The sequence below is a fragment of the Kosakonia arachidis genome (assembly GCF_900116535.1).
In the GTDB taxonomy this organism is placed as follows: Bacteria; Pseudomonadota; Gammaproteobacteria; order Enterobacterales; family Enterobacteriaceae; genus Kosakonia; species Kosakonia arachidis.
The window spans coordinates 107,728-128,005 of the sequence record NZ_FPAU01000001.1 but is presented as its reverse complement, the minus strand read 5'-3'; the positions used below and the strand labels follow the sequence as shown (position 1 = coordinate 128,005).

Sequence of the window (20,278 nt, the reverse complement as noted above, 5' to 3'; positions counted from 1 at the left end):
CCAGTAGAGTGCATACAACGACCAGGCTTTTTACGCGCACGTCTCCTCCTCAGCTTTCCCCAAAACATTATGGCAGAAGGCCGCGAATCGTGCGTTTCGTCGTGCTATGGTATGTGTTTTGTAAATAAGTGTGGGTGAACGTAGAAATGGCAAAACTGCGGGTAGGAGTCGTCTTCGGCGGCAAATCAGCGGAACACGAGGTGTCGTTACAGTCAGCAAAAAATATTGTCGATGCCATGGATAAGTCGCGCTTTGAGGTTGTGCTACTGGGGATTGATAAACAGGGTCAATGGCATATCAGCGATGTGAATAATTACCTGCTTAACGCCAGCGATCCGGCGCGTATTGCGCTGAATCCGTCGCAAAACAGCGTGGCGCTGGTGCCTGGCAATACCGCGCAGCAGCTTATTCAGGCACAAAACAGTGCGCCGTTGCCGAATGTCGATGTGATTTTCCCTATCGTCCACGGTACGTTGGGCGAAGATGGCACCTTGCAGGGCATGCTGCGCCTGGCGAACCTGCCGTTTGTCGGCTCCGACGTGCTCGCTTCAGCGGCCTGCATGGATAAAGATGTCACCAAACGTTTACTGCGCGATGCTGGATTATCTGTCGCGCCATTTATCACCCTGACGCGCACCAATCGTCAGCAGATCGCCTTTAGCGACGTTGAAGCGCAACTCGGCCTGCCGCTGTTCGTCAAACCGGCCAACCAGGGCTCGTCCGTTGGCGTCAGCAAAGTGACCAGCGAAGCGCAGTATCATGAAGCGGCGCGCCTGGCGTTTGAGTTCGACAAAAAAGTCATCGTTGAGAAAGGCATCAAAGGTCGTGAGATCGAATGCGCAGTACTCGGCAATGACGATCCGCAGGCCAGTACCTGTGGCGAAATCGTGCTGCACAGCGAGTTCTACGCTTACGACACCAAATACATTGATGAAAACGGCGCGCAGGTGGTGGTGCCTGCGGATATCGCACCGGAGATCAATGACAAGATCCGTCAGATTGCGGTGCAGGCGTACCAGACGCTGGGCTGTGAAGGAATGGCGCGCGTCGATGTGTTTCTGACGCCGGACAACGAGGTCGTTATCAATGAGATCAACACACTGCCGGGATTTACCAATATCAGCATGTATCCAAAACTGTGGCAGGCGAGCGGCATCAGCTACCCTGATCTGATCACCCGCCTGATTGAACTGGCTATTGCGCGCCATCAGGTGAACAGCACGCTGAAAATTTCCGTCAACGGTTAAGCATTACTTTGCTTTATCCGCTGCCTCCTCCTCTTCCTGGCGGCGGCGGATAATCAACCCTGCCAGCCAAAAGCCAATCACCCAGGTCACCAGCCCGACGGCATAAGTTTGCCAGCCTTTGGCCTCAAACCCCAGCAGACCCACAACCCCATTCAGAATAAAAATTAACCCAATCGCAAACGCGTAATAGTGCCAGTCACGGCGTATTTTCGTAGGCAGCTTCATGACAACTCCGGCAGTCAAAAAGGCATCATCACATAGCCTGTCTTTCAGGTCTGTGTTATGTGTGGAAAATCCGAAATGTTACTTGAGTAATGAAAATGTTACAAAAATGTGAGCGCCAACAAAAATCACTCAACCGGTAACCTTCCCGGAGGGAAATTATCACCATTCTGATGTTGACAACAGGGCGCAACTGTCAAAATTAGCCTGAATACTGACCAGCACATCCTGCTGCGTTACTGAAAGGTAAGCAACAAATTGAGTAAAGAGTAACGGAGGTCTTATGGCTGATTTTTCCCTGTCAAAACCCTTCACGGGCGCGAAAAAACGTGATGCCTCAAGGCCAGGCAATATTGCCTATGCCGTGTTTGTCCTGCTCTGCTTCTGGGCAGGTGCGCAGTTGTTGAACCTGTTGGTACACGCGCCAGGCGTGTTCGAAAGATTGATGCAGGTTCAGGACGCCTCCCGCCCACACGTTGAACTGGGGTTTGGCGTCGGCACGCTGTTTGGCCTCGTGCCGTTCCTTGCGGGAAGTGCATTGTTGGGTGTCATCGGTCTTTTCCTGCGCTGGCGACGACACCACCTGCATTAATTCTGCACCATGCAGGCAGCCCGACGATCGTCGACACGCTTCGCAAACCATGCTGTAGTCAGGTTGCGTGTGATTTTCGGGCTTTCTAATTGGATCCCCGGCAACATCTCTCTCGGCAGCGTTTTGCCGCTTTTCTGTTCCGCCAGACGATAAACTTCACGGTACAGCTTTGTCTCTTCAAACTTCTGACTGTCGCCGCGCTCCAGTTGACGGCGAATATCGCGATCGCTCATTCCCAGCTTCGGCCCTAGCTTTCTTACTGCCTGTTCCGTCGTGCCCGTATCGCTGCTGCCGTAAAGGATCACATCGCCATCCAGCGCCAGTTTCACGCCCGTCGCTTTGCTGACCGCATTCTGAAACGCCGCATTGCGGCTGGCGTAGAGCCCGGCGTTAAAGTCGGCGAAACGGTAAATCGGCGCGCTATAGTTAGCGGGATAATTCAGTAGATGGTAAGTGCCGAACCATAAACCGCCGCGACGGCTGAACACTTCCTGACGTACCGTGCCGTCCATCTTCCACGGATAACCCTCGGTGTGTTGTTCGGCAAACGCCACGCTGATTTGCATCGGACCGCCGGTACGCACTGGGTTGAAGGAACCAAACAGCGTCTGCCCCATTGGCACCATATTGATAAAGTCGTCAAAAATGGCGCTTAGCTCTTTTTCCGTCCTGACGTTGTCCAGCCGCTCGCTGTAGCTTTTGCCGTTCGGTGAAGGGATTTTCAGGGCGGTATGCACCAACAGCGGCGGAATGTGCATCCGCAGCGCGCGCTTATCAATCTCTTTCCAGGCGATTTTATTCAGACCCGGCACGGCAGGATCGGCCTGATAGTTCGACTCCTGCTGGGCCACCGCCAGCACCGAGCAGATATTCTCCAGCGTCGGCGCCAGCTTCTGGCTGCTAAATGTGGTGGCGATATCCTGCGCCCATGCATCGCGATCTTTCACGCTGGCGGGCATTTTCTGCCGTACCACGCTTGCCACATCCAATGTTTTTTTGCTCTCTTTTTCTTTCTCCGCCTCCCGCTGGGAGACCGGGCCTTGCGTGCTACAACCGGCAAGGATCAAGGCCGCCAGCAGCAAGCTAAAACGGGGGACGTAAACCATAACGTTCCTTGTGTTAACCAAAACGGTGAGGCACAGGCACAATTTCCTGGCCGTTCAGTTCATACTCAAAACTGCGCAAGCGTTTGTAGATGGACATCAGCTCCACCAGCGTCGTCCAGGAGGCGATCAAATACTGGAACGAGCTACGCACCTGATCAAACACATTGGTGATTTGGCGCATCAGGCCAAAGGTGATCGCCCCCGCAGCAATGGTCGGGAACAGAACAATCAGGCCAAACACTACGTCAACTTGCAGGTAGAGGATACGGGCAATGTTGAAATAGGTGTAGTGGAAATAGATACGAAAATAGTTGCGGCGCACGGCACCGAACAGCGCGGCGATGGTCGGCGGCTGAGCGCGCGAGGCATCATCCTCGCCATAAATCAGCTCTTTACGGTAGGCAGCCTCAACGCGCTGATTTTTAAACTGCAGGCCAGGCAGCTTGATACCGATAAATGCCAACAGTACCGTGCCAAACAGTGCCCAGCTAATTCCGGCGATCACCAGACCATAAGGAATATGCCCCACCAGCGGCAGGTTCTGCACATGCGGCGACAGCGCCACCAGCACCGGCAAAAACGCAATCAGCGTCATGACCGCATTGATAAAGCTGACGCCCATATCTTCCAGCGTCTGGGCAAAACGCATGGTATCCTCCTGCACACGCTGCGCGGCCCCTTCGATATGGCGCAGATGCCCCCAATGCGCCATATAGTATTCGTTCATCGCCGTACGCCAGCGGAACACATAGTGGCTGATAAAAAAGCTATTCAGCACTGACACCGTCACGGCAATCAGCGCGATCCACAAAAAGACGCCAATCTCGCTATAAAGCTGGCTCAGTTTGACCTTGTTGGGCGCACTCAGCGCAAGCTGAATCAAATCATAAAACGGCTGATACCAGGCATTAATGGCAACGTTTACCTCCACTAAAAACCAGGTCACAAAGATGATCAACGCCGTACCGAGTATCGACCAGTACTGCCAGCGGTGCGGTGAGGCGACAAACCAGCACAGCGCAAACAGGCCGACGCAAACGGCATAATAAGCATAAAAAAGTAAAAAGCTGGGGCACCAGAAACGCGTTGCGCTGATTGGGACTTCCGCCGATGCGCCGGTTAAACGCATTAACCAGCCTTCACCGCCAGCCTGCCAGAATACGACAGCGATCAGCGCCCAGATAAAAGCCGACAAAAAGAACAGCGACGGCTTAGGAAAGAAAGATTTAAACATTGATACTCCTGCTTACTTCTTATTATTTACAAAGATGCTGTGTAGCGGATTTCTGCCCTGGGCATAGCGCAGTGATAAAAAAGCGCCGCGCAGTGCGACGCCATGTTGTTATATCAGACTTGAGGGTAACCCCTTAGTTCGCTTGCCATTCGTGAAGAATTGTTTCGACCGGTTTCACATACACCGGATTGCCAGGGACAGTTAACGTGCGCCACACTTCGTTGTAGTGATCGATCAGGGTTGTAGCCTGTGCAGCCGGGCGGTTAGCGGTGGTATGGGCGTCCTGTGCCATGGTGATGGAATAGCCGCGGCTGGCGCCATTTTTCAGCGTGGTATCCACGCAGTAATCTGTGGCGCAACCGCACATCACCCAGGCATTGATATCGTGTTCGTGCAGCACCGCTTCGAGCTGCGTTTTATAGAACGCGTCGCAGGCGGTTTTGGTAACGTACAGGGCATTCGCAGGCTGATGCAGTTCCGGCAGCAACGCAAAACCGTTGCTCCCCTCTTCCAGCCCACCCGCTTCAGCATGCTGAATAAAAATCACCGTATCGGCGGCCTGCGTCAACTGGTTAATACGGGCGACACACTGCTCGCGCTGAACACGCTCGGTGGCGAACACGCCGTTTTGCATATCCACAACCATCACTACCCGTTTACCTGCCATCTGCTCTCTCCTGTTAGTCGGAAAGGAGGAGATTACCACATCAGGCGGAAGTCGTAGTCTGGCGGCAAAATAACCATTTTTACCCATCGTTACGTATTAGGGCGAAAGAATCCCTTAATTGGGCCTTTGCAACACCGTACTAAGTAGTATAAATACGCTCTATCTTTCCCATTTTTTTATGGATCCCTGCGTTGAAACGTTGTCTGCTTTTCTCTGCGCTGCTCTGCGCGCTGGGCCTGGCTTCGGCTCAGGCTGCGGCTCAGTCTCCTGATCCGGTATTTGCATCTGATATTGTTGATCGTTACGCCAACCATATTTATTACGGTAGCGGCGCAACGGGCATGGCGATGGTGGTAATTGACGGCAACCAGCGCGTGTTTAAAAGCTATGGTGAAACCCGTCCGGGCAACAACATTCGCCCGCAACTCGATTCGGTCATTCGTATTGCTTCCCTCTCCAAGCTGATGACCAGTGAAATGCTGGTGAAAATGCTCGATCAGGGCAAAGTCCGCCTTGACGATCCGTTAAGTAAATATGCGCCTCCTGGTACGCGAGTGCCAACCTACCAGGGCACGCCAATCAGGCTGGTGAATCTGGCGACGCATACCAGCGCCCTGCCGCGCGAGCAGCCCGGTGGCGCAGCACAACGTCCCGTCTTCGTCTGGCCAACATACGAGCAGCGCTGGAACTGGCTCTCAACCGCCACGCTGAAAACCGCGCCGGGTAGGCAGGCGTCTTACTCTAATCTGGCCTTTGATCTTTTGGCAGATGCATTGTCGAAGGCGGCAGGCAAGCCTTACCCGCAGCTTTTCGAAGAGCAGATTACCCGCCCGCTGGGGATGAAAGACACCACCTTTACCCCGTCGCCGGATCAGTGCAAGCGCCTGATGATCGCCGAGAAAGGTGCCAGCCCGTGCGATAACACGCTGGCCGCCATCGGCAGCGGCGGCGTCTACTCGACGCCGGGAGACATGATGCGCTGGATGCAGCAGTTTCTGTCGTCGGATTTCTACACCCGTAGCAGCCAGGCGGATCGCATGCAAACGTTGATCTACCAGCGTAACCAGTTAACACGGGTGATCGGCATGGATGTGCCCGGCAAAGCCGATGCGCTCGGCCTCGGCTGGGTCTATATGGCGCCAAAAGAGGGGCATCCTGGGATCATTCAGAAAACCGGCGGCGGCGGCGGCTTTATCACCTACGTGGCAATGGTGCCGCAGCAGAATGTCGGTGTTTTTGTCGTCATCACCCGTTCGCCGCTGACGCGCTTTGCCAATATGAGTGACGGCGTTAACGATCTGGTCAGTGCGTTAAGTAGCAACGCACCGCAGGTGATCCCCGCCTCCTGATTCCACCAGAGGCAGACGGTTTTGCCGTTTGCCTCTACCCTTAACGGCGATTTTGGTAAAACAGAACCTCAGCTTTTCAGCTACAATGCCGTCATCTGTTCCACAAACATCAGGCATACCATGACCGATTTAATTACTCGCCCGCGCCGCCTGCGCAAATCACCTGCCCTGCGAGCCATGTTTGAAGAGACAACACTGAGCAAGAACGACCTGGTGTTGCCGATCTTTGTTGAAGAAGAGTTAGACGATTACAAAGCGATTGAGGCGATGCCCGGCGTGATGCGCATTCCGGAAAAGTATCTCGCCCGCGAAATTGAACGCATCGCCAAAGCTGGCATTCGCTCGGTGATGACCTTCGGCATCTCTCACCACACTGATGACACCGGCAGCGACACCTGGCGCGAGGATGGCCTGGTGGCGCGCATGTCACGCATCTGCAAAGAGACGGTGCCGGAGATGATCGTGATGTCCGACACCTGTTTCTGCGAATACACCTCTCATGGCCATTGCGGCGTGCTGTGCGATCACGGTGTCGATAACGATGCGACTCTGATTAACCTCGGTAAACAAGCCGTCGTTGCCGCCGCCGCAGGCGCGGACTTTATCGCCCCTTCCGCAGCAATGGACGGCCAGGTGCAGGCGATTCGCCAGGCGCTGGATGCAGCAGGCTTTACCGATACTGCCATCATGTCCTACTCAACCAAGTTCGCCTCTTCATTCTACGGCCCGTTCCGTGAAGCGGCAGGAACGGCGCTGAAAGGCGATCGCAAAACCTACCAGATGAATCCCATGAACCGCCGGGAAGCGATCCGTGAATCGCTGATCGACCAGGCCGAAGGTGCAGACTGCCTGATGGTGAAACCGGCAGGCGCATACCTCGACATCCTGCGCGATATCCGTGAGCGCACCGAGTTGCCGCTGGGCGCCTATCAGGTGAGCGGTGAATACGCGATGATCAAATTCGCGGCACTGGCGGGCGCAATTGATGAAGATAAAGTGGTGCTGGAAAGCCTGGGCGCGATCAAACGCGCGGGCGCAGACCTGATCTTCAGTTACTTCGCTCTCGACCTTGCCGAGCGCGGTATTCTCTGAGTCGCCTGCTCTCTCCCCTGCGGGGGAGAGAAATATCCCTTCCGCACCGCTTTTACTGTCATTCAGTCGTCTTGCCGTTGTCATATCTTCATTGTAATGAAATGTAAACGTCATCTTCTCCCTTTACTGTCATCGGCAAGACGGGAGGAGAAACCACCATGTTTAGTCTCGACAACGTACTTGAGGATCTCTGGCCGCAGGCCAGACCTGCGCCCTGGCAAAAAAACCTGCTTCGGCGCCTGCTTTATGAACAGGAGTTCCAGCAGTTTGCCGCAAGCCATCCCCACCTGAAAGGGCTGGATATGGTGGAGCAAGTGTTTGAACATCTACAAATCCGCTGCACCGTTCCCACTCACGACCTCGAACAAATCCCCGAACACGGCCCATTGGTCATCATCGCTAACCATCCGACAGGTACGATTGACGGGATGGCGCTAATGTATGCCGTTTCGCGTGTACGCCGCGATGTGAAGGTGGTCACCAACCGCATGTTGACCCACCTGGAACCGCTCAGCTCGCTGTTTATCCCGGTGGATAATATGGGTGGCCGAACGCGGAAATCCTCCCTGCAACAGATGGAAAACCAGTTGCAGGGCGGCGGCGTGCTGATCTTTTTCCCGGCGGGAGAAGTCTCACGTATGACGCGTAAGGGCATCCGCGATAAAAGTTGGCATGCCGGGTTTATCAAACTGGCGGGTAAGTTCCGCGCGCCGCTACTGCCCGCCTGGATCGACGCGCGTAACAGTGCACTGTTCTATGCCAGCGCGATGGTGTCGGAAACGCTCCCATTCCTGCTGCTGATGCAACAGATGTTTCGCCGCCGGAACAGCAACCTGCCGATCAAAATCGGCCAGCGTATTCCCTGGGATAGCTGGTATACGCCGCAACTTACCCCGCGTGAACTGGCCGATAAGTGTCGCCAACATGTATTGCGTCTGGGTAAAGGACTCCCCGGCCCCTTCAAAACCGAGTGCGCCATCGCACGCCCGGAAGATCGCGTCACGCTACGCCGCGAACTTAATAATGCCGAATGCCTCGGCCACACTGCGGACGGAAAAGTTATTTACCTCTGGCAACGCAACGGGCAGGAAGACTCGCCGTTACTGCGTGAACTGGGACGGTTGCGCGAAGTCGCCTTCCGTGCTGTGGGCGAAGGCAGCGGTAAACGTCGTGATACGGATAAATATGACGACGATTACCTGCACCTGATCCTGTGGGACGATGCCGATCTGGAAATCGTCGGCGCATACCGCTTTATGCCAACATCGCAGCAGCTTGAGGCGCGTGGCGTTGAAGGCTTATACAGTTACAGCCTGTTCCATTACGATGAACGAATGACCGATGTGCTGCGTCATGGCATTGAACTGGGACGCAGTTTTATTCAGCCACGCTACTGGGGACGTCGTGGCCTGGATTATCTGTGGTCGGGCATTGGTGCTTACCTGGCGCGTTATCCGCAGTACCGCTATCTGTTTGGCCCGGTCTCTATCTCCGGCGGCCTGCCGCCCGCGGCGCGGGATCTGCTGGTGGCGTTCTACCGCTTGTGGTTTCCGGCGACCTGGCCTCTGGCCTCATCGCGTCGGCCGTGGCCCGCCACGATGCCGGACGTGCTCGCTCAGTTTAGCGGTGAAGATTACACCGAAGATTTGACCCGGCTAAAATCGCTGCTTGGCAACCTTGGTTGTGGCATTCCACCGCTCTACAAGCAGTATTCTGAACTGTGTGAACCGGGCGGCGTGCAGTTTATCGACTTCGGTTGCGATCCCGATTTCAATAACTGTGTCGATGGTCTGGTACTGGTGGATTTAACGTATCTGAAAGCAAACCGCTACGAGCGTTATATTGCCGCGCATCTACCAGAGCAAAAAGCGGGCTAAATATTGCGCAAAAGGGCGTAATGCGCCGCAGGCCTGAGCGTTGTCTTTGGCGCCGGAGAAGGCGAAATCCTTTTCCGGCATACCTTCATTAACCCTGGATCAAACGCAGCTGCGCCCGTCTGTTGTTCAGACGAGGGTTATGCGTCAGGATGACATATAAAATAGGTCGCCAGGCCATATACATCCTCTTTTATTAAATATTTCTGGATTTGCCTGAAACTATTTTTCCAAATTAATGGCCAGGAAAAATCAGGTCAATCTTTTATCCAGAACAGTATTTAACATCAGGAACTTACCTGATTACTATTTGTTGTAACCGCTCACACAATACAAAATAAACAAATTAAATCAAAATATTAGCTCGGTAGCGCAATAAACAAATATACGTAAGATTATTGTATTAATTAAAGCATCCTGTGTACAAATTGAGCTAAGAATTATCGGATTTAAATTTCCAGTTATTCCCAATTATATTTCCAAAAAATCGCGTCTGTGCCTGTTTCTGTCCGCACGTGCACTTCACCTTAGAAGGTTTCTTCCCCAATTTCACCATGGCAGGGCAGCCTGCACCCATTTTGGGTCGTCGGCGGTGCACTCTTATCGTGCATTTACCAATATGTTGTCTGTAACCCCATGAGACAGAAGGTTTCTCTTTCCTGGCACTGACTTTGCACCTCTGCCTGCAACTGTATTAATGGCGAGGCAGTAAAAAGAATGAACACACAAACAACACTAAAAAGAACACTCGGCAGCTTCCGTCTTTGGGGCATTGCCGTCGGGCTGGTTATTTCAGGGGAATACTTCGGCTGGAGTTACGGCTGGTCACAAGCCGGAACGCTCGGCTTTCTGATTGTCACGCTGGCGATTGCCGCCATGTATTGCGCTTTTATCTTCAGCTTTACCGAACTGACCACAGCGATCCCGCATGCAGGCGGGCCTTTTGCTTACGCTTATCGCGCCTTCGGGCCCACCGGCGGGTTTATCGCAGGGTTTGCTACGCTGATTGAGTTCGTATTTGCGCCACCGGCGATCGCCATGGCGATTGGCGCCTACCTTAATGTGCAGTTCCCGTCACTCGATCCGAAATGGGTGGCCTGCGGCGCGTACGTCATCTTTATGGTGCTTAACATTCTGGGCGTTGGTATTGCTGCTACCTTCGAGCTGATTGTCACCCTGCTGGCGATTTTCGAGCTGCTGGTGTTTATGGGCGTTGTTGCACCGGGTTTCTCGTGGAGCAACTTCACCACCAACGGCTGGGCTGGCGCAGAAAGCTTCAGCGGCCTCGCGCTGCCTGGCATGTTCGCGGCTATCCCGTTTGCTATCTGGTTCTTCCTGGCGATTGAAGGCGCATCAATGGCGGCAGAAGAAGCTAAAGATCCGAAACGCACCATTCCGCGTGCGTTCGGCGGCGGCATTCTGACGCTGACGGTACTGGCAGTTGGCGTGATGGTTCTCGCGGGGGGGGTTGGCGACTGGCGCAACCTGTCGAACATCAACGATCCGCTGCCGCAGGCAATGAAATTGGTGGTCGGCGGCAGCAGCGGCTGGCTGCATATGCTGGTCTGGCTTGGCCTGTTTGGTCTGGTTGCGTCGTTCCACGGCATTATTATGGGCTACTCCCGCCAGATCTACTCGCTGGCGCGCGCGGGTTATCTGCCTGCCAGCCTGGCTAACCTGAACCGTAAAACCCGAACGCCAATTCTGGCGATCCTCGCCGGTGGCGTGGTGGGGATTGCGGCGATCTTCTCCGATTCGCTGATCACTATCAGTGGCATGCCGCTCACCGCCTGTATTGTGACGATGTCGGTCTTTGGCGCTATTGTTATGTATATCATCTCCATGGCCGCGCTGTTCAAGCTGCGCCGCAGCGAACCGAAACTTGAGCGTCCGTTTAAAGCGCCGTTGTTCCCGTACGCCCCGGCTTTTGCACTCGGCATGGCGGTTCTCTGCCTGGTGGCGATGGTCTGGTACAACACCTTGCTGGCACTGATTTTCGCCGTGATGATGCTGGGCGGTTATATGTGGTTTCGTAAAACCGCATCGGCGCGCGAACGTGCCGCGCTGGATCCGCAACTGCGCGCTATCTCCTGAGGAGACGCAATGTATAAAACCACTCTGGCGCACCGCACATGGCAGTTCGCCAGCCTGAAAGAAGTCATGGCCAAAGCCTCCCCGGCGCGTTCCGGGGATGTGTTGGCCGGGGTTGCGGCACAATCAGCCGAAGAGCGTATGGCGGCAAAAATCGCTCTTGCCGATATCCCGCTGCGCGAGATCCTCGACAATCCGCTGGTTCCTTATGAAAAAGATGAGGTGACTCGCCTCATTATCGACTCTCATGACAGCGCCGCTTTTACGTTAATCGCCCATCTGACGGTGGGTGAATTTCGTGACTGGCTGCTGGCCGATACCACCGATACCGCGCTGCTGAGCCAGGTTGCTCCGGCGATCACACCGGAAATGGCCGCCGCCGTCAGCAAACTGATGCGCAACCAGGATTTGATCCTCGCTGCCAGCAAATGCAGCATCATCACTCGCTTTCGCAATACCATCGGTTTGCCCGGTCACCTCAGCGTGCGCCTGCAACCCAACCACCCGACGGATGATCTGAAAGGCATTGCCGCCAGCATGCTGGATGGTCTGCTTTACGGTGCTGGCGACGCAGTGGTCGGCATCAACCCGGCCAGCGACAGTCTGCCTGTGCTGCAAAAGCTGAACCATATGATGGCGGACATCATCGACCGTTTTGCCATTCCCACACAGTCTTGCGTGCTGACGCACGTCACCAACACGTTGCAACTTATTGAGCGTGGCGCGCCGGTAGATCTGGTGTTTCAGTCAGTGGCCGGTACCGAAGCGGCAAACAGCGGCTTTGGTATCAACCTTGCGCTATTGCAGGAAGCCCACGAGGCCGCGCTTTCGCTAAAACGCGGAACGCTGGGCGATAACGTGATGTATTTCGAAACCGGCCAGGGCAGTTGCCTGTCGGCGAATGCCCATCATGGCGTCGATCAACAAACCTGTGAAGCGCGCGCCTATGCGGTAGCGCGGCACTTTAGACCGCTGCTCGTCAACACGGTGGTCGGGTTTATCGGCCCGGAATACCTTTATGACGGCAAGCAGATTATCCGCGCCGGGCTGGAGGATCACTTCTGCGGCAAGCTGATGGGGCTGCCGATTGGCTGCGACGTCTGCTACACCAATCATGCCGAAGCGGACCAGGATGATATGGATACGCTGCTGACGCTGCTGTGTACCGCCGGGCTGACCTTCCTGATTGGCGTTCCGGGCGCAGATGACATTATGCTCAACTATCAGAGCACCTCATTCCATGATGCACTCTACGCGCGCCGCCTGTTAGGGCTGAAGCACGCGCCGGAATTCGCCGACTGGCTGACACGGATGCAGATTATCGACACCCACGGCCAGCTGCGCCTCACCGGCGCAAACCATCCGTTACTGACGGTGATACCACAAGGAGCGCCTGCATGAACTCACCTGATGCCTGGTCCTTGCTGCGCGAATTCACCGACGCCCGCATTGCGCTGGGACGCAGCGGTGCCAGCCTGCCAACCGATGAAGTGCTGAAATTTGGCCTTGCCCACGCCCAGGCGCGTGATGCCATCCATCAACCCTTCGACAGCGACAGCCTGGCAAGCCAGCTCCACGAACTGGGGTTGACCACGCTGGAAGCACACAGCGCAGCGTCGGACCGACATATCTATCTAAACCGCCCGGATCTGGGGCGCATGCTGAGCGAAGAGAGCCGTGCCGATCTCGCCGCTAGCCGCACGCCCGCGCACGATCTCCTGGTGGTGATTGGCGATGGCTTGTCATCGCACGCGGTACATCGCCAGTCTGTTGGGCTGATCCGTGCCCTGTTGCCCTACCTTGAAACGTTGGGGATTTCGCTCGGACCGATTGTTCTGGCGCACCAGTCGCGCGTGGCGCTGGGCGACGATATCGGCGAAACGCTGAACAGTAAAGCGGTGGCCATTCTGATTGGCGAGCGGCCCGGTTTGTCCTCGCCGGACAGCCTGGGCGTCTATCTCACCTGGAAACCGCAGCGTGTGCGCATTGAGTCGGAACGCAACTGCATCTCTAACATTCGCCCGGAAGGGCTGAATTACGAAGCGGCAGCCTTCAAACTGGCGTGGCTGCTCGAACAGGCATTTTTGCGCCGTTTGACCGGCGTACACCTGAAAGATGAGAGTGATAACCCGGCGCTGCATGGCCGCGTCACACCGCGGATTACCGCGATGAGCTAACCCCGTTGGCAATGCAGCTTCGCATTGCCACTTTTCTCCCACCGCTCACTGCCCTTACCCCGTCGCATTTCCCCCCGAAAGGCATGAAGAAAGTGCTTATACCCCGGCAGCGCATCGTCTAAGTTGATGGTGTGATGAAAAAAACAAACGGGTAACCTATGAAAATTGTTATTTTAGATGGCGGTATTCTTAATCCGGGCGATCTTAGCTGGCAGGGGCTGGAGCAACTGGGCGAAGTGGCGGTATATGACAACTCTGCGCCGGAGCAAGTGGCAGAAAGGCTGGTAAACGCCGATATTGCCATAACCAACAAAGTTGCGCTGGGCGAAACGGTATTCAGCCAGTGTCCGGGGCTGAAATTTATCGCCGTAACCGCCACTGGCTATAACATTCTCGATCTGAACGCCGCGCGTTTGCGCGGTATTGCCGTCTCCAATGTGCCCTCCTACGGCACCGCCACGGTAGCGCAATTCACCACCGCCATGCTGCTGGCACTGTGTAACCGTGTCAGCGAACACAGTGTGGATGTTCACGCGGGTGGCTGGCAGCAGCGCAACAGCTGGTGTTACTGGCTGAACCCAATGGTTGAACTGGCAGGCAAAAAGATCGGCATTATCGGTTATGGCCGCATCGGCCAGGCGTTTGGCGCTATCGCCCGGGCGATGGGGATGACGGTGCTGGCCTGCACAACGGGCTCAGCGAAAAGGGCGGAAAACAGTAATGTGCGGTATGTCGATCCCGACACCTTGTACGCCGAAGCGGACGTTATCAGCCTGCACTGCCCACTGACGCCCGCCACCAAAGGGATGATCAACCACAGCACGCTGCAAAAAATGAAACCCGGCGTACTGCTGCTAAACGCCTCGCGCGGCGATCTGGTGAATGAAGCGGATCTGGCCGCCGCGCTGAATGAAGGCCGTATCGGCGGCGCGGCTGTGGATGTGCTCTCCAGTGAACCGCCAGCTGCCGATAACCCGCTGCTCTTTGCCAAAAACTGCCTTATCACCCCGCATATTGCCTGGGCATCAGTGGAAGCGCGTGGGCGTATTCTTGCGACAACCGTGGAAAACGTCGCCGCGTTTATTACCGGACAACCGAAAAACCGGGTGGATTAAGCGCCTGAAGCCCTTTTGTGCGCTTGAGCGCACAAATAAGCGCGATAGGCTACGCTTGGTTAATCACCTCTGTTTCAGCAAGGAGCCGCCGATGATTGCCACGCAGACCCTATTTCCGCGCCGCCAGCCGCACCCGGATCAAAGCGATCCGGCGATCCTCAACTGGGCGAAAAACGCCACGCTGGCGGCAGAAAATGCCCTGCAAACGCCGGAGAACGAAGCGCAATTGCAGGAAATGATCGCCGCAGCTGCGGGAAAAATTCGCTTTATCGGCAACCGGATGTCGCCGGGCAGAATGCTGGCACTTAGCGGCCAGAAAGACCGGCTTGTCGATCTCTCGCGCCTGCGCGGCGTGCTGGACGTGGGCAACGACAGCGTAACCTTTGGCGCAGGAACGCCGTTGCATGAGATGTTTGAAACGCTGACGGCGATGAACCGCATGCTGGCAGCCTCGCCGGGCGTGATTGATGCGCAGACGCTGGCGGGCGCGATCTCCACCGGCACCCACGGCCAGGGTATGCAGCAAAGCTCGCTGGCGGATGAAGCGCTGCGTATCCGGTTGGTTGATGCCACAGGTAAAGTGCATGAGATAGATCGCCAGCACCGCTGGTTTGGCGCGGCGCAACTTGGTCTGGGCACGCTCGGCGCCATCAGTGCCGTCACACTGCGTACCCGCCCTTTTACGCTTTTTACCTGCTTCAAAAGCGCCAGCAACGCCGATACGCTGGCGGAAGATCTGAACGACTGGAACGCACAATGGGCATTTAGCAAAGCCTGGTGGTTCCCGGATGAAAATAAAGTTCATGCGTGGAATGCCCGCGAAGCCACCGCCGAAGAGCAGGCGCGCTGGCACGACAATCACGGCGATCTTGTCGAGATGGAAGCGACGGACGCACAGATGAACGGCACCGTCGATAAAACGCTGGCGCAGATGCGCGACGACACGCGGATTGTCGATGACAACGGCAAACCGTTTCGCACAGTCACGCGCTTTAAAGATTTCACCGATGTGATTGGCGACATTTATCAGATCTTTTGCCGGGGGATTGCCACGCCGCAAATCAATATTGAAATCGGTATTCCCATGGCACGCGTTCCGGCGGTGATGGCGCGAATTAAGGCGTGGCATACCCGTTCGCATCCACATATGCACTACCCGATTATTTTGCGCTGCACCGGGCCTTCGCAGGCATGGCTCAGCCCCGCGTGGCAGGAACCGACCTGTTTTTTCGGTTTTGTCGTCTATTACGCCGCCGATGGCTCGCTCTCTGAAGAGGGACTGGAATTTCTGCGTGCCGCTGAGCGGCTGCTGGCAGAAGAAGGCGGTAAGCCGCACTGGGGAAAATATTTTGATCCGACGCTGTACGACTGGCCTGCGCTCTATCCGCAATGGTCAGCGTTTCAGGACGTTCGCCGACAGTTCGATCCACAGGGGAAATTCCTTAATCCTTTTATAACGGAGCTACTGGCATGAGCGATGCATTTGCCTGGGTGACGCTACTGACACAGCCGGGTTATCTGCGCGGCGTGGAGACGTTGCAGCACTCGCTGCGCGCCAGCGGTTCGCCGTGGCCACTGGTGGTAATGGTGACACCTGCAATTGATGACAACCTGCGTCAGCATCTGCAAATGCTGGGCTGCCGGGTAAAGGACGTCCCGGTCGTAGGCCCGGATCCGGCACTGGCGCACCGCTATGCCAATGAACGTTTTGCCGAAGTGTGGAGCAAGCTGGCAGTGTGGCGGTTGACGGAGTACCAGCGGGTGGCCTTTCTCGATGCCGATATGCTGGTGATTAACAATATGGATGAGGTGTTTTCACTCCCCCTCGCCGCAGATGCCATTGCCGCCTGCCATGCCTGTCGCTGTAATCCCCAGCACATTGCCAGTTACCCCGAAAGCTGGAGACCGGAAAACTGCTACTACAGCTGGTGTGATGATCCAGAAATGCACGGCCATCCGCCCGCGTCGCTGGATAACTACCTCAATGGCGGTTTTCTGGTGCTGACGCCGGACGAGGCGATGTATCAGCAGATGATGCAGAGGCTGTCGGAGAAAGCCGATATCTCAGCGTACGTTTTTGCCGAGCAGGATTTTCTCAACGATATATTTCGCGATCGCTGGCAGCCGTTGCATTACGGCTATAACGCATTAAAAACCCTGGCGCTCCAGCATCCACAGATGTGGGATCTCACGCGGGTGAAGAATATCCATTACATCATTGATAAACCGTGGGAGAAGATGCCGCAGCCGGGAGATAAGTGGTACGAATTACATAAGTTGTGGTGGGAATACGCGTAAATCATCGGGCAGGGTTCGGTTGATTTGCCCGGTGGCGGCTGCGCCTTATCGCTTACAACGCCTGTGCAGATGCAAAATTAGCATTCTTTCGCAGGTCGAATAAACGCAGCGCCATCCGGCATTTAACGCGCGTCGCAGGGTTCACCGGGCGACGCTAAGACCTCAAAGCATCTGCAAATAGATGCGGCGCAAAAGCTGAGTGATTGGCCCGGGTTTACCCTCGCCGATGGTCTGCCCGTCAACGGCTATCACCGGCCAGACAAACGTGGTGGCCGAGCTGATAAACACTTCACGCGCATTGCGCGCCTCTTCCGGGGTGAACAGCCGCTCCTCGATCGTCACGCCATGCTCCTCGGCCAGCTTCACCAGTGCTTTGCGGGTAATACCGTGCAGAATACTGTTGCTCAGTGGGCGGGTCACTACGGTGTTATCGTCCTGCACGATATAGCAGTTACAGGAACTCCCCTCGGTGATATAGCCGTTTTCCACCAGAAAAGCATCGTCCGCGCCCTGCGCTTCGGCAAAGGCTTTTGCCAGACAGGGTGCCAGCAACTGCACGGTTTTGATATCCCGCCGCTGCCAGCGAATATCCGGGCAGGTCACCACGCGAATGCCTTTGCTGGCCGCCGGATGATCCACCACCGCGCGCGCCTGGGTGAATAGCACCAGCGTCGGCGGCGTACTGGCGGGTGGAAAATGGAAATCCCGATCGCCCGCGTTACCGCGCGTCAGTTGCAGGTAAATGCCCCCTTCCTGTAATGCATTTTCCACAATCAGCCGTTGGTGGATCTCACGTAGGCCATTTTCATCCACTGCCAGCGTTAATCCCAGTTCGCCGCAGGAGCGCACCAGCCGCGCATAGTGCCCGGAAAAATCCACCAGTTTGCTATTCACCACGGCGGTCACTTCATACACGGCGTCGGCAAATAAAAAACCCCGATCAAAGATCGATACTTTCGCCGCCGCTTCCGGCAGGTATTCGCCATTCACATAAACGGTGCGTGACATTATTCTCTCCTTACGCTTCGCCATCAGCCCCACAGAGCCGGTGTCGGTGGAAAAAGTTCGCTGCCATCATAATGCAGCCCGTGCGGGCGATCGTTCGCCAGCAATAGCGGCCCGTCGAGATCGACAACGCTGGCTTGCTGCGCGACAACCACGGCGGGCGCCATCGACAGTGACGTCGCTACCATACAACCCACCATAATTTGCAGCCCAAGCTGCTGCGCATGCGCCCGTACGCGCAATGCTTCGGTCAGGCCACCGGTCTTGTCGAGCTTGATATTGATAAACTCATAGCGCCCGACCAGTTGTGCCAGCGTGGCGGAATCATGGCAGGATTCATCGGCACAAAGTGGCACCGGATGCGGCAACTGCGCCAGCACGGCGTCTTGCCCGACCGCAAGCGGCTGCTCGATAAGCGAGACGCCAAGCGCCGCCAGTGCCGTCGCCTGCTGTAAATAGATGCTTTCATTCCAGCCTTCATTGGCATCGACGATCAACCGTGTCTGCGGCGCGCCTTCTCGTACGGCCGTCACGCGGGCGATATCCTGCTCATCGGCCAGCTTCAGTTTGAGCAAAGGACGCCAGGCGTTTTCCCGCGCCGCCTGCTGCATTTTCTCCGGCGTATCCAGCGACAGCGTGTAAGCCGTTTGCAGGTGGTGCGGCGTTCCGCTGCCAGTCAGTTGCCAGATACTGTGCCCGCTGTGTTTGCACTGCCAGTCCCAGAAGGCACAGTCCAGCGCATTCCGCGCCGCGCCAGCCGGTAGCCGCTGCTGTAACTGCTCGCGGCTCATCCCGGCGACGAGATCGCCGCGCAGCGCCTCAATCTGTGCCATCACGCTCTCAACGGTTTCACCGTAGCGGGCGTAAGGCAGGCATTCACCGCGCCCGCTAATGCCCTGTGCCTGCAATGTTACCGATACCACATCGGCCGCCGTGCGACTGCCGCGCGAAATAGTAAATGCCTGCCGCAGCGGCCAGCGCTCATGCGCTACCGACAGTTCCATTACAGTGTCGCCAGCGCGTCAACCAGCGCGCCAACGCCCTGACGGAACGGATCGACTACCGGCAGCCCGGTACGCTGCTGCAGAGAGGACATCAGCGCAATCGCCTCTGTCTTATCCAGCGCCGACGTGTTGACGGAAATGCCGATAAATTTTGCTTTCGGGTTCGTTAGTTGCGCCATTTTCAGGTTCAGCGCCATGCAATCGAGAATGTCCGGTACAGGGTAATCAACGCCGCGCATATGGGTGCGGGTGGGCTCGTGGCACAGCACCAGCGCATCTGGCTGCGCACCGTGGATAAGCCCGGTGGTAACCCCGGCAAATGAAGGGTGAAACAGCGAACCCTGCCCTTCGATGACATCCCAGTGATCGGCGTCGTTATCCGGGGCGAGGGTTTCCACCGCGCCGGAGACAAAGTCCGAGACGACCGCATCCACGCTGATCCCGCTACCGCTGATCAGAATGCCGGTCTGACCGGTCGCGCGGAAGGTGGCTTTACCACCTCGGGCGAGGATCTCTTTTTCAATCGCCAGCGCCGTGTACATTTTGCCACAGGAGCAGTCCGTACCGACCGGCAGCAGACGTTTGCCGCTGCGTTTACGCCCGCTGGCAACCGGATATTGCTGAGTTGGGTGACGAACGTCAAACAGCGAGCGGCCAAGACGGTCGGCCAGTGCTTTCAGTTCCGCTACATCAGCCAGTTTATTATGCAGCCCCGCCGCCAGATCCAGCCCGCTTTCCAGCGCATGGCTGAGGATGGAAATCCACTCTTTTGAAATAATACCGCCGCGATTAGCAACGCCGACCACCAGCGTTTTTGCGCCCGCTTTTACCGCTGTCTCAATATCCATATCTGGCAACTGACAATTGGCATGACAGTTCGCCATACGGTATTGCCCGACACAATATTCCGGATGCCATTGTTTAATTCCTTCTGCGACTTTCGCCGCCAGTTGATCGTGCGCATCACCTAAAAAAAGCAGATAGGGTTTTTGAATATTCATTATTTATCCCCCTCAGGATAAGACTGAATAAAATAATTAACGCAGAAATAACATTTCTGAAAAATGGAATAATAAACTGACTGCCAATGCAGCATAACAAGGGTTTTATTATTGTCAACACATCACAATACAGGCCTTAATTACCATATTTATTGCCATTATCCAGTTTTTTATTCTGCTAAAGAGTTTGTAAAAAACAACTGA

The 20,278-nt window shown here is 55.7% G+C and carries 18 protein-coding genes; 11 read left to right on the top strand and 7 right to left on the bottom strand.

Annotation, left to right across the window (positions count from 1 at the left end):
* Nucleotides 1-146: 146 nt before the first annotated feature.
* Nucleotides 147-1,247 carry a D-alanine--D-alanine ligase gene (ddlA, locus tag BM427_RS00605; protein ID WP_090118341.1) on the top strand — a complete coding sequence of 367 codons (1,101 nt, stop codon included), beginning with the start codon at nucleotides 147-149 and terminating at the stop codon, nucleotides 1,245-1,247.
* Between the two features lie 3 nt (nucleotides 1,248-1,250).
* Here the strand turns inward: ddlA and BM427_RS00600 are convergent, their stop codons facing one another.
* Nucleotides 1,251-1,472 (bottom strand): DUF2754 domain-containing protein, encoded by a 222-nt coding sequence (locus BM427_RS00600; protein WP_090118340.1) that lies wholly within the window; start codon nucleotides 1,470-1,472, stop codon nucleotides 1,251-1,253.
* A 280-nt stretch (nucleotides 1,473-1,752) separates the two neighbouring features.
* Here BM427_RS00600 and BM427_RS00595 point away from each other — a divergent pair, with 280 nt between their 5' ends.
* Nucleotides 1,753-2,061, top strand: coding sequence for a DUF2755 family protein (locus BM427_RS00595; RefSeq protein ID WP_090118339.1), 309 nt, complete (start codon nucleotides 1,753-1,755; stop codon nucleotides 2,059-2,061).
* On the opposite strand, the gene BM427_RS00590 is transcribed toward BM427_RS00595, so the two are convergent.
* From BM427_RS00590 to BM427_RS00580, 3 genes are all read right to left on the bottom strand, one after another.
* Nucleotides 2,058-3,167 (bottom strand): DUF1615 domain-containing protein, encoded by a 1,110-nt coding sequence (locus BM427_RS00590; protein ID WP_090118338.1) that lies wholly within the window; start codon nucleotides 3,165-3,167, stop codon nucleotides 2,058-2,060. The genes BM427_RS00595 and BM427_RS00590 overlap by 4 nt on opposite strands.
* Nucleotides 3,168-3,180: 13 nt before the next feature.
* On the bottom strand, nucleotides 3,181-4,401 hold the full coding sequence (sbmA, locus tag BM427_RS00585; protein ID WP_090118337.1) for a peptide antibiotic transporter SbmA: 1,221 nt from the start codon (nucleotides 4,399-4,401) through the stop codon (nucleotides 3,181-3,183).
* Nucleotides 4,402-4,534: 133 nt separating this feature from the next.
* A complete protein-coding gene (locus BM427_RS00580; RefSeq protein WP_090118336.1) occupies nucleotides 4,535-5,068 on the bottom strand; it encodes an isochorismatase family protein in 534 nt (177 codons plus the stop codon).
* A gap of 191 nt (nucleotides 5,069-5,259) precedes the next feature.
* Here BM427_RS00580 and ampH point away from each other — a divergent pair, with 191 nt between their 5' ends.
* The 9 genes from ampH to BM427_RS00535 all read left to right on the top strand — a co-directional run bounded on the left by ampH (nucleotide 5,260) and on the right by BM427_RS00535 (nucleotide 17,064).
* Nucleotides 5,260-6,417: a D-alanyl-D-alanine-carboxypeptidase/endopeptidase AmpH gene (ampH, locus tag BM427_RS00575; protein WP_090118335.1), complete on the top strand. Its 1,158-nt coding sequence runs from the start codon at nucleotides 5,260-5,262 to the stop codon at nucleotides 6,415-6,417.
* A 120-nt stretch (nucleotides 6,418-6,537) separates the two neighbouring features.
* Nucleotides 6,538-7,509 carry a porphobilinogen synthase gene (hemB, locus tag BM427_RS00570; RefSeq protein WP_090120623.1) on the top strand — a complete coding sequence of 324 codons (972 nt, stop codon included), beginning with the start codon at nucleotides 6,538-6,540 and terminating at the stop codon, nucleotides 7,507-7,509.
* Between the two features lie 158 nt (nucleotides 7,510-7,667).
* Nucleotides 7,668-9,386 carry a bifunctional ornithine lipid synthase OlsF gene (gene olsF, locus BM427_RS00565; protein ID WP_090118334.1) on the top strand — a complete coding sequence of 573 codons (1,719 nt, stop codon included), beginning with the start codon at nucleotides 7,668-7,670 and terminating at the stop codon, nucleotides 9,384-9,386.
* Nucleotides 9,387-10,100: 714 nt separating this feature from the next.
* Nucleotides 10,101-11,477, top strand: a complete 1,377-nt coding sequence (gene eat, locus BM427_RS00560; protein ID WP_090118333.1) for an ethanolamine permease — start codon at nucleotides 10,101-10,103, stop codon at nucleotides 11,475-11,477.
* Between the two features lie 9 nt (nucleotides 11,478-11,486).
* Entirely contained in the window at nucleotides 11,487-12,875 is a 1,389-nt protein-coding gene (locus BM427_RS00555; RefSeq protein ID WP_090118332.1) for an ethanolamine ammonia-lyase subunit EutB, read from the top strand.
* Nucleotides 12,872-13,651, top strand: a complete 780-nt coding sequence (eutC, locus tag BM427_RS00550; RefSeq protein ID WP_090118331.1) for an ethanolamine ammonia-lyase subunit EutC — start codon at nucleotides 12,872-12,874, stop codon at nucleotides 13,649-13,651. Before BM427_RS00555 ends, eutC begins: the two co-directional genes overlap by 4 nt.
* 158 nt (nucleotides 13,652-13,809) lie before the next feature.
* A complete protein-coding gene (locus tag BM427_RS00545; RefSeq protein WP_090118330.1) occupies nucleotides 13,810-14,766 on the top strand; it encodes a D-2-hydroxyacid dehydrogenase in 957 nt (318 codons plus the stop codon).
* A gap of 91 nt (nucleotides 14,767-14,857) precedes the next feature.
* Nucleotides 14,858-16,240 carry a D-arabinono-1,4-lactone oxidase gene (locus BM427_RS00540; RefSeq protein WP_090118329.1) on the top strand — a complete coding sequence of 461 codons (1,383 nt, stop codon included), beginning with the start codon at nucleotides 14,858-14,860 and terminating at the stop codon, nucleotides 16,238-16,240.
* Nucleotides 16,237-17,064 carry a glycosyltransferase family 8 protein gene (locus tag BM427_RS00535; protein ID WP_090118328.1) on the top strand — a complete coding sequence of 276 codons (828 nt, stop codon included), beginning with the start codon at nucleotides 16,237-16,239 and terminating at the stop codon, nucleotides 17,062-17,064. The genes BM427_RS00540 and BM427_RS00535 overlap by 4 nt, the downstream gene beginning before the upstream one ends.
* Before the next feature lie 162 nt (nucleotides 17,065-17,226).
* Here BM427_RS00535 and BM427_RS00530 read toward each other — a convergent pair whose 3' ends face one another.
* The 3 genes from BM427_RS00530 to dgcN are packed head-to-tail and all read right to left on the bottom strand — an operon-like array spanning nucleotide 17,227 to nucleotide 20,074.
* Nucleotides 17,227-18,072, bottom strand: coding sequence for a D-amino-acid transaminase (locus tag BM427_RS00530; RefSeq protein WP_090118327.1), 846 nt, complete (start codon nucleotides 18,070-18,072; stop codon nucleotides 17,227-17,229).
* A gap of 23 nt (nucleotides 18,073-18,095) precedes the next feature.
* The gene (dgcA, locus tag BM427_RS00525) at nucleotides 18,096-19,073 is read right to left on the bottom strand and encodes an N-acetyl-D-Glu racemase DgcA (protein WP_090118326.1); all 978 of its coding nucleotides are present in this window, start codon (nucleotides 19,071-19,073) and stop codon (nucleotides 18,096-18,098) included.
* Nucleotides 19,073-20,074 carry an N-acetyltransferase DgcN gene (dgcN, locus tag BM427_RS00520; RefSeq protein WP_090118325.1) on the bottom strand — a complete coding sequence of 334 codons (1,002 nt, stop codon included), beginning with the start codon at nucleotides 20,072-20,074 and terminating at the stop codon, nucleotides 19,073-19,075. The genes dgcA and dgcN overlap by 1 nt, the downstream gene beginning before the upstream one ends.
* Nucleotides 20,075-20,278: the final 204 nt, after the last annotated feature.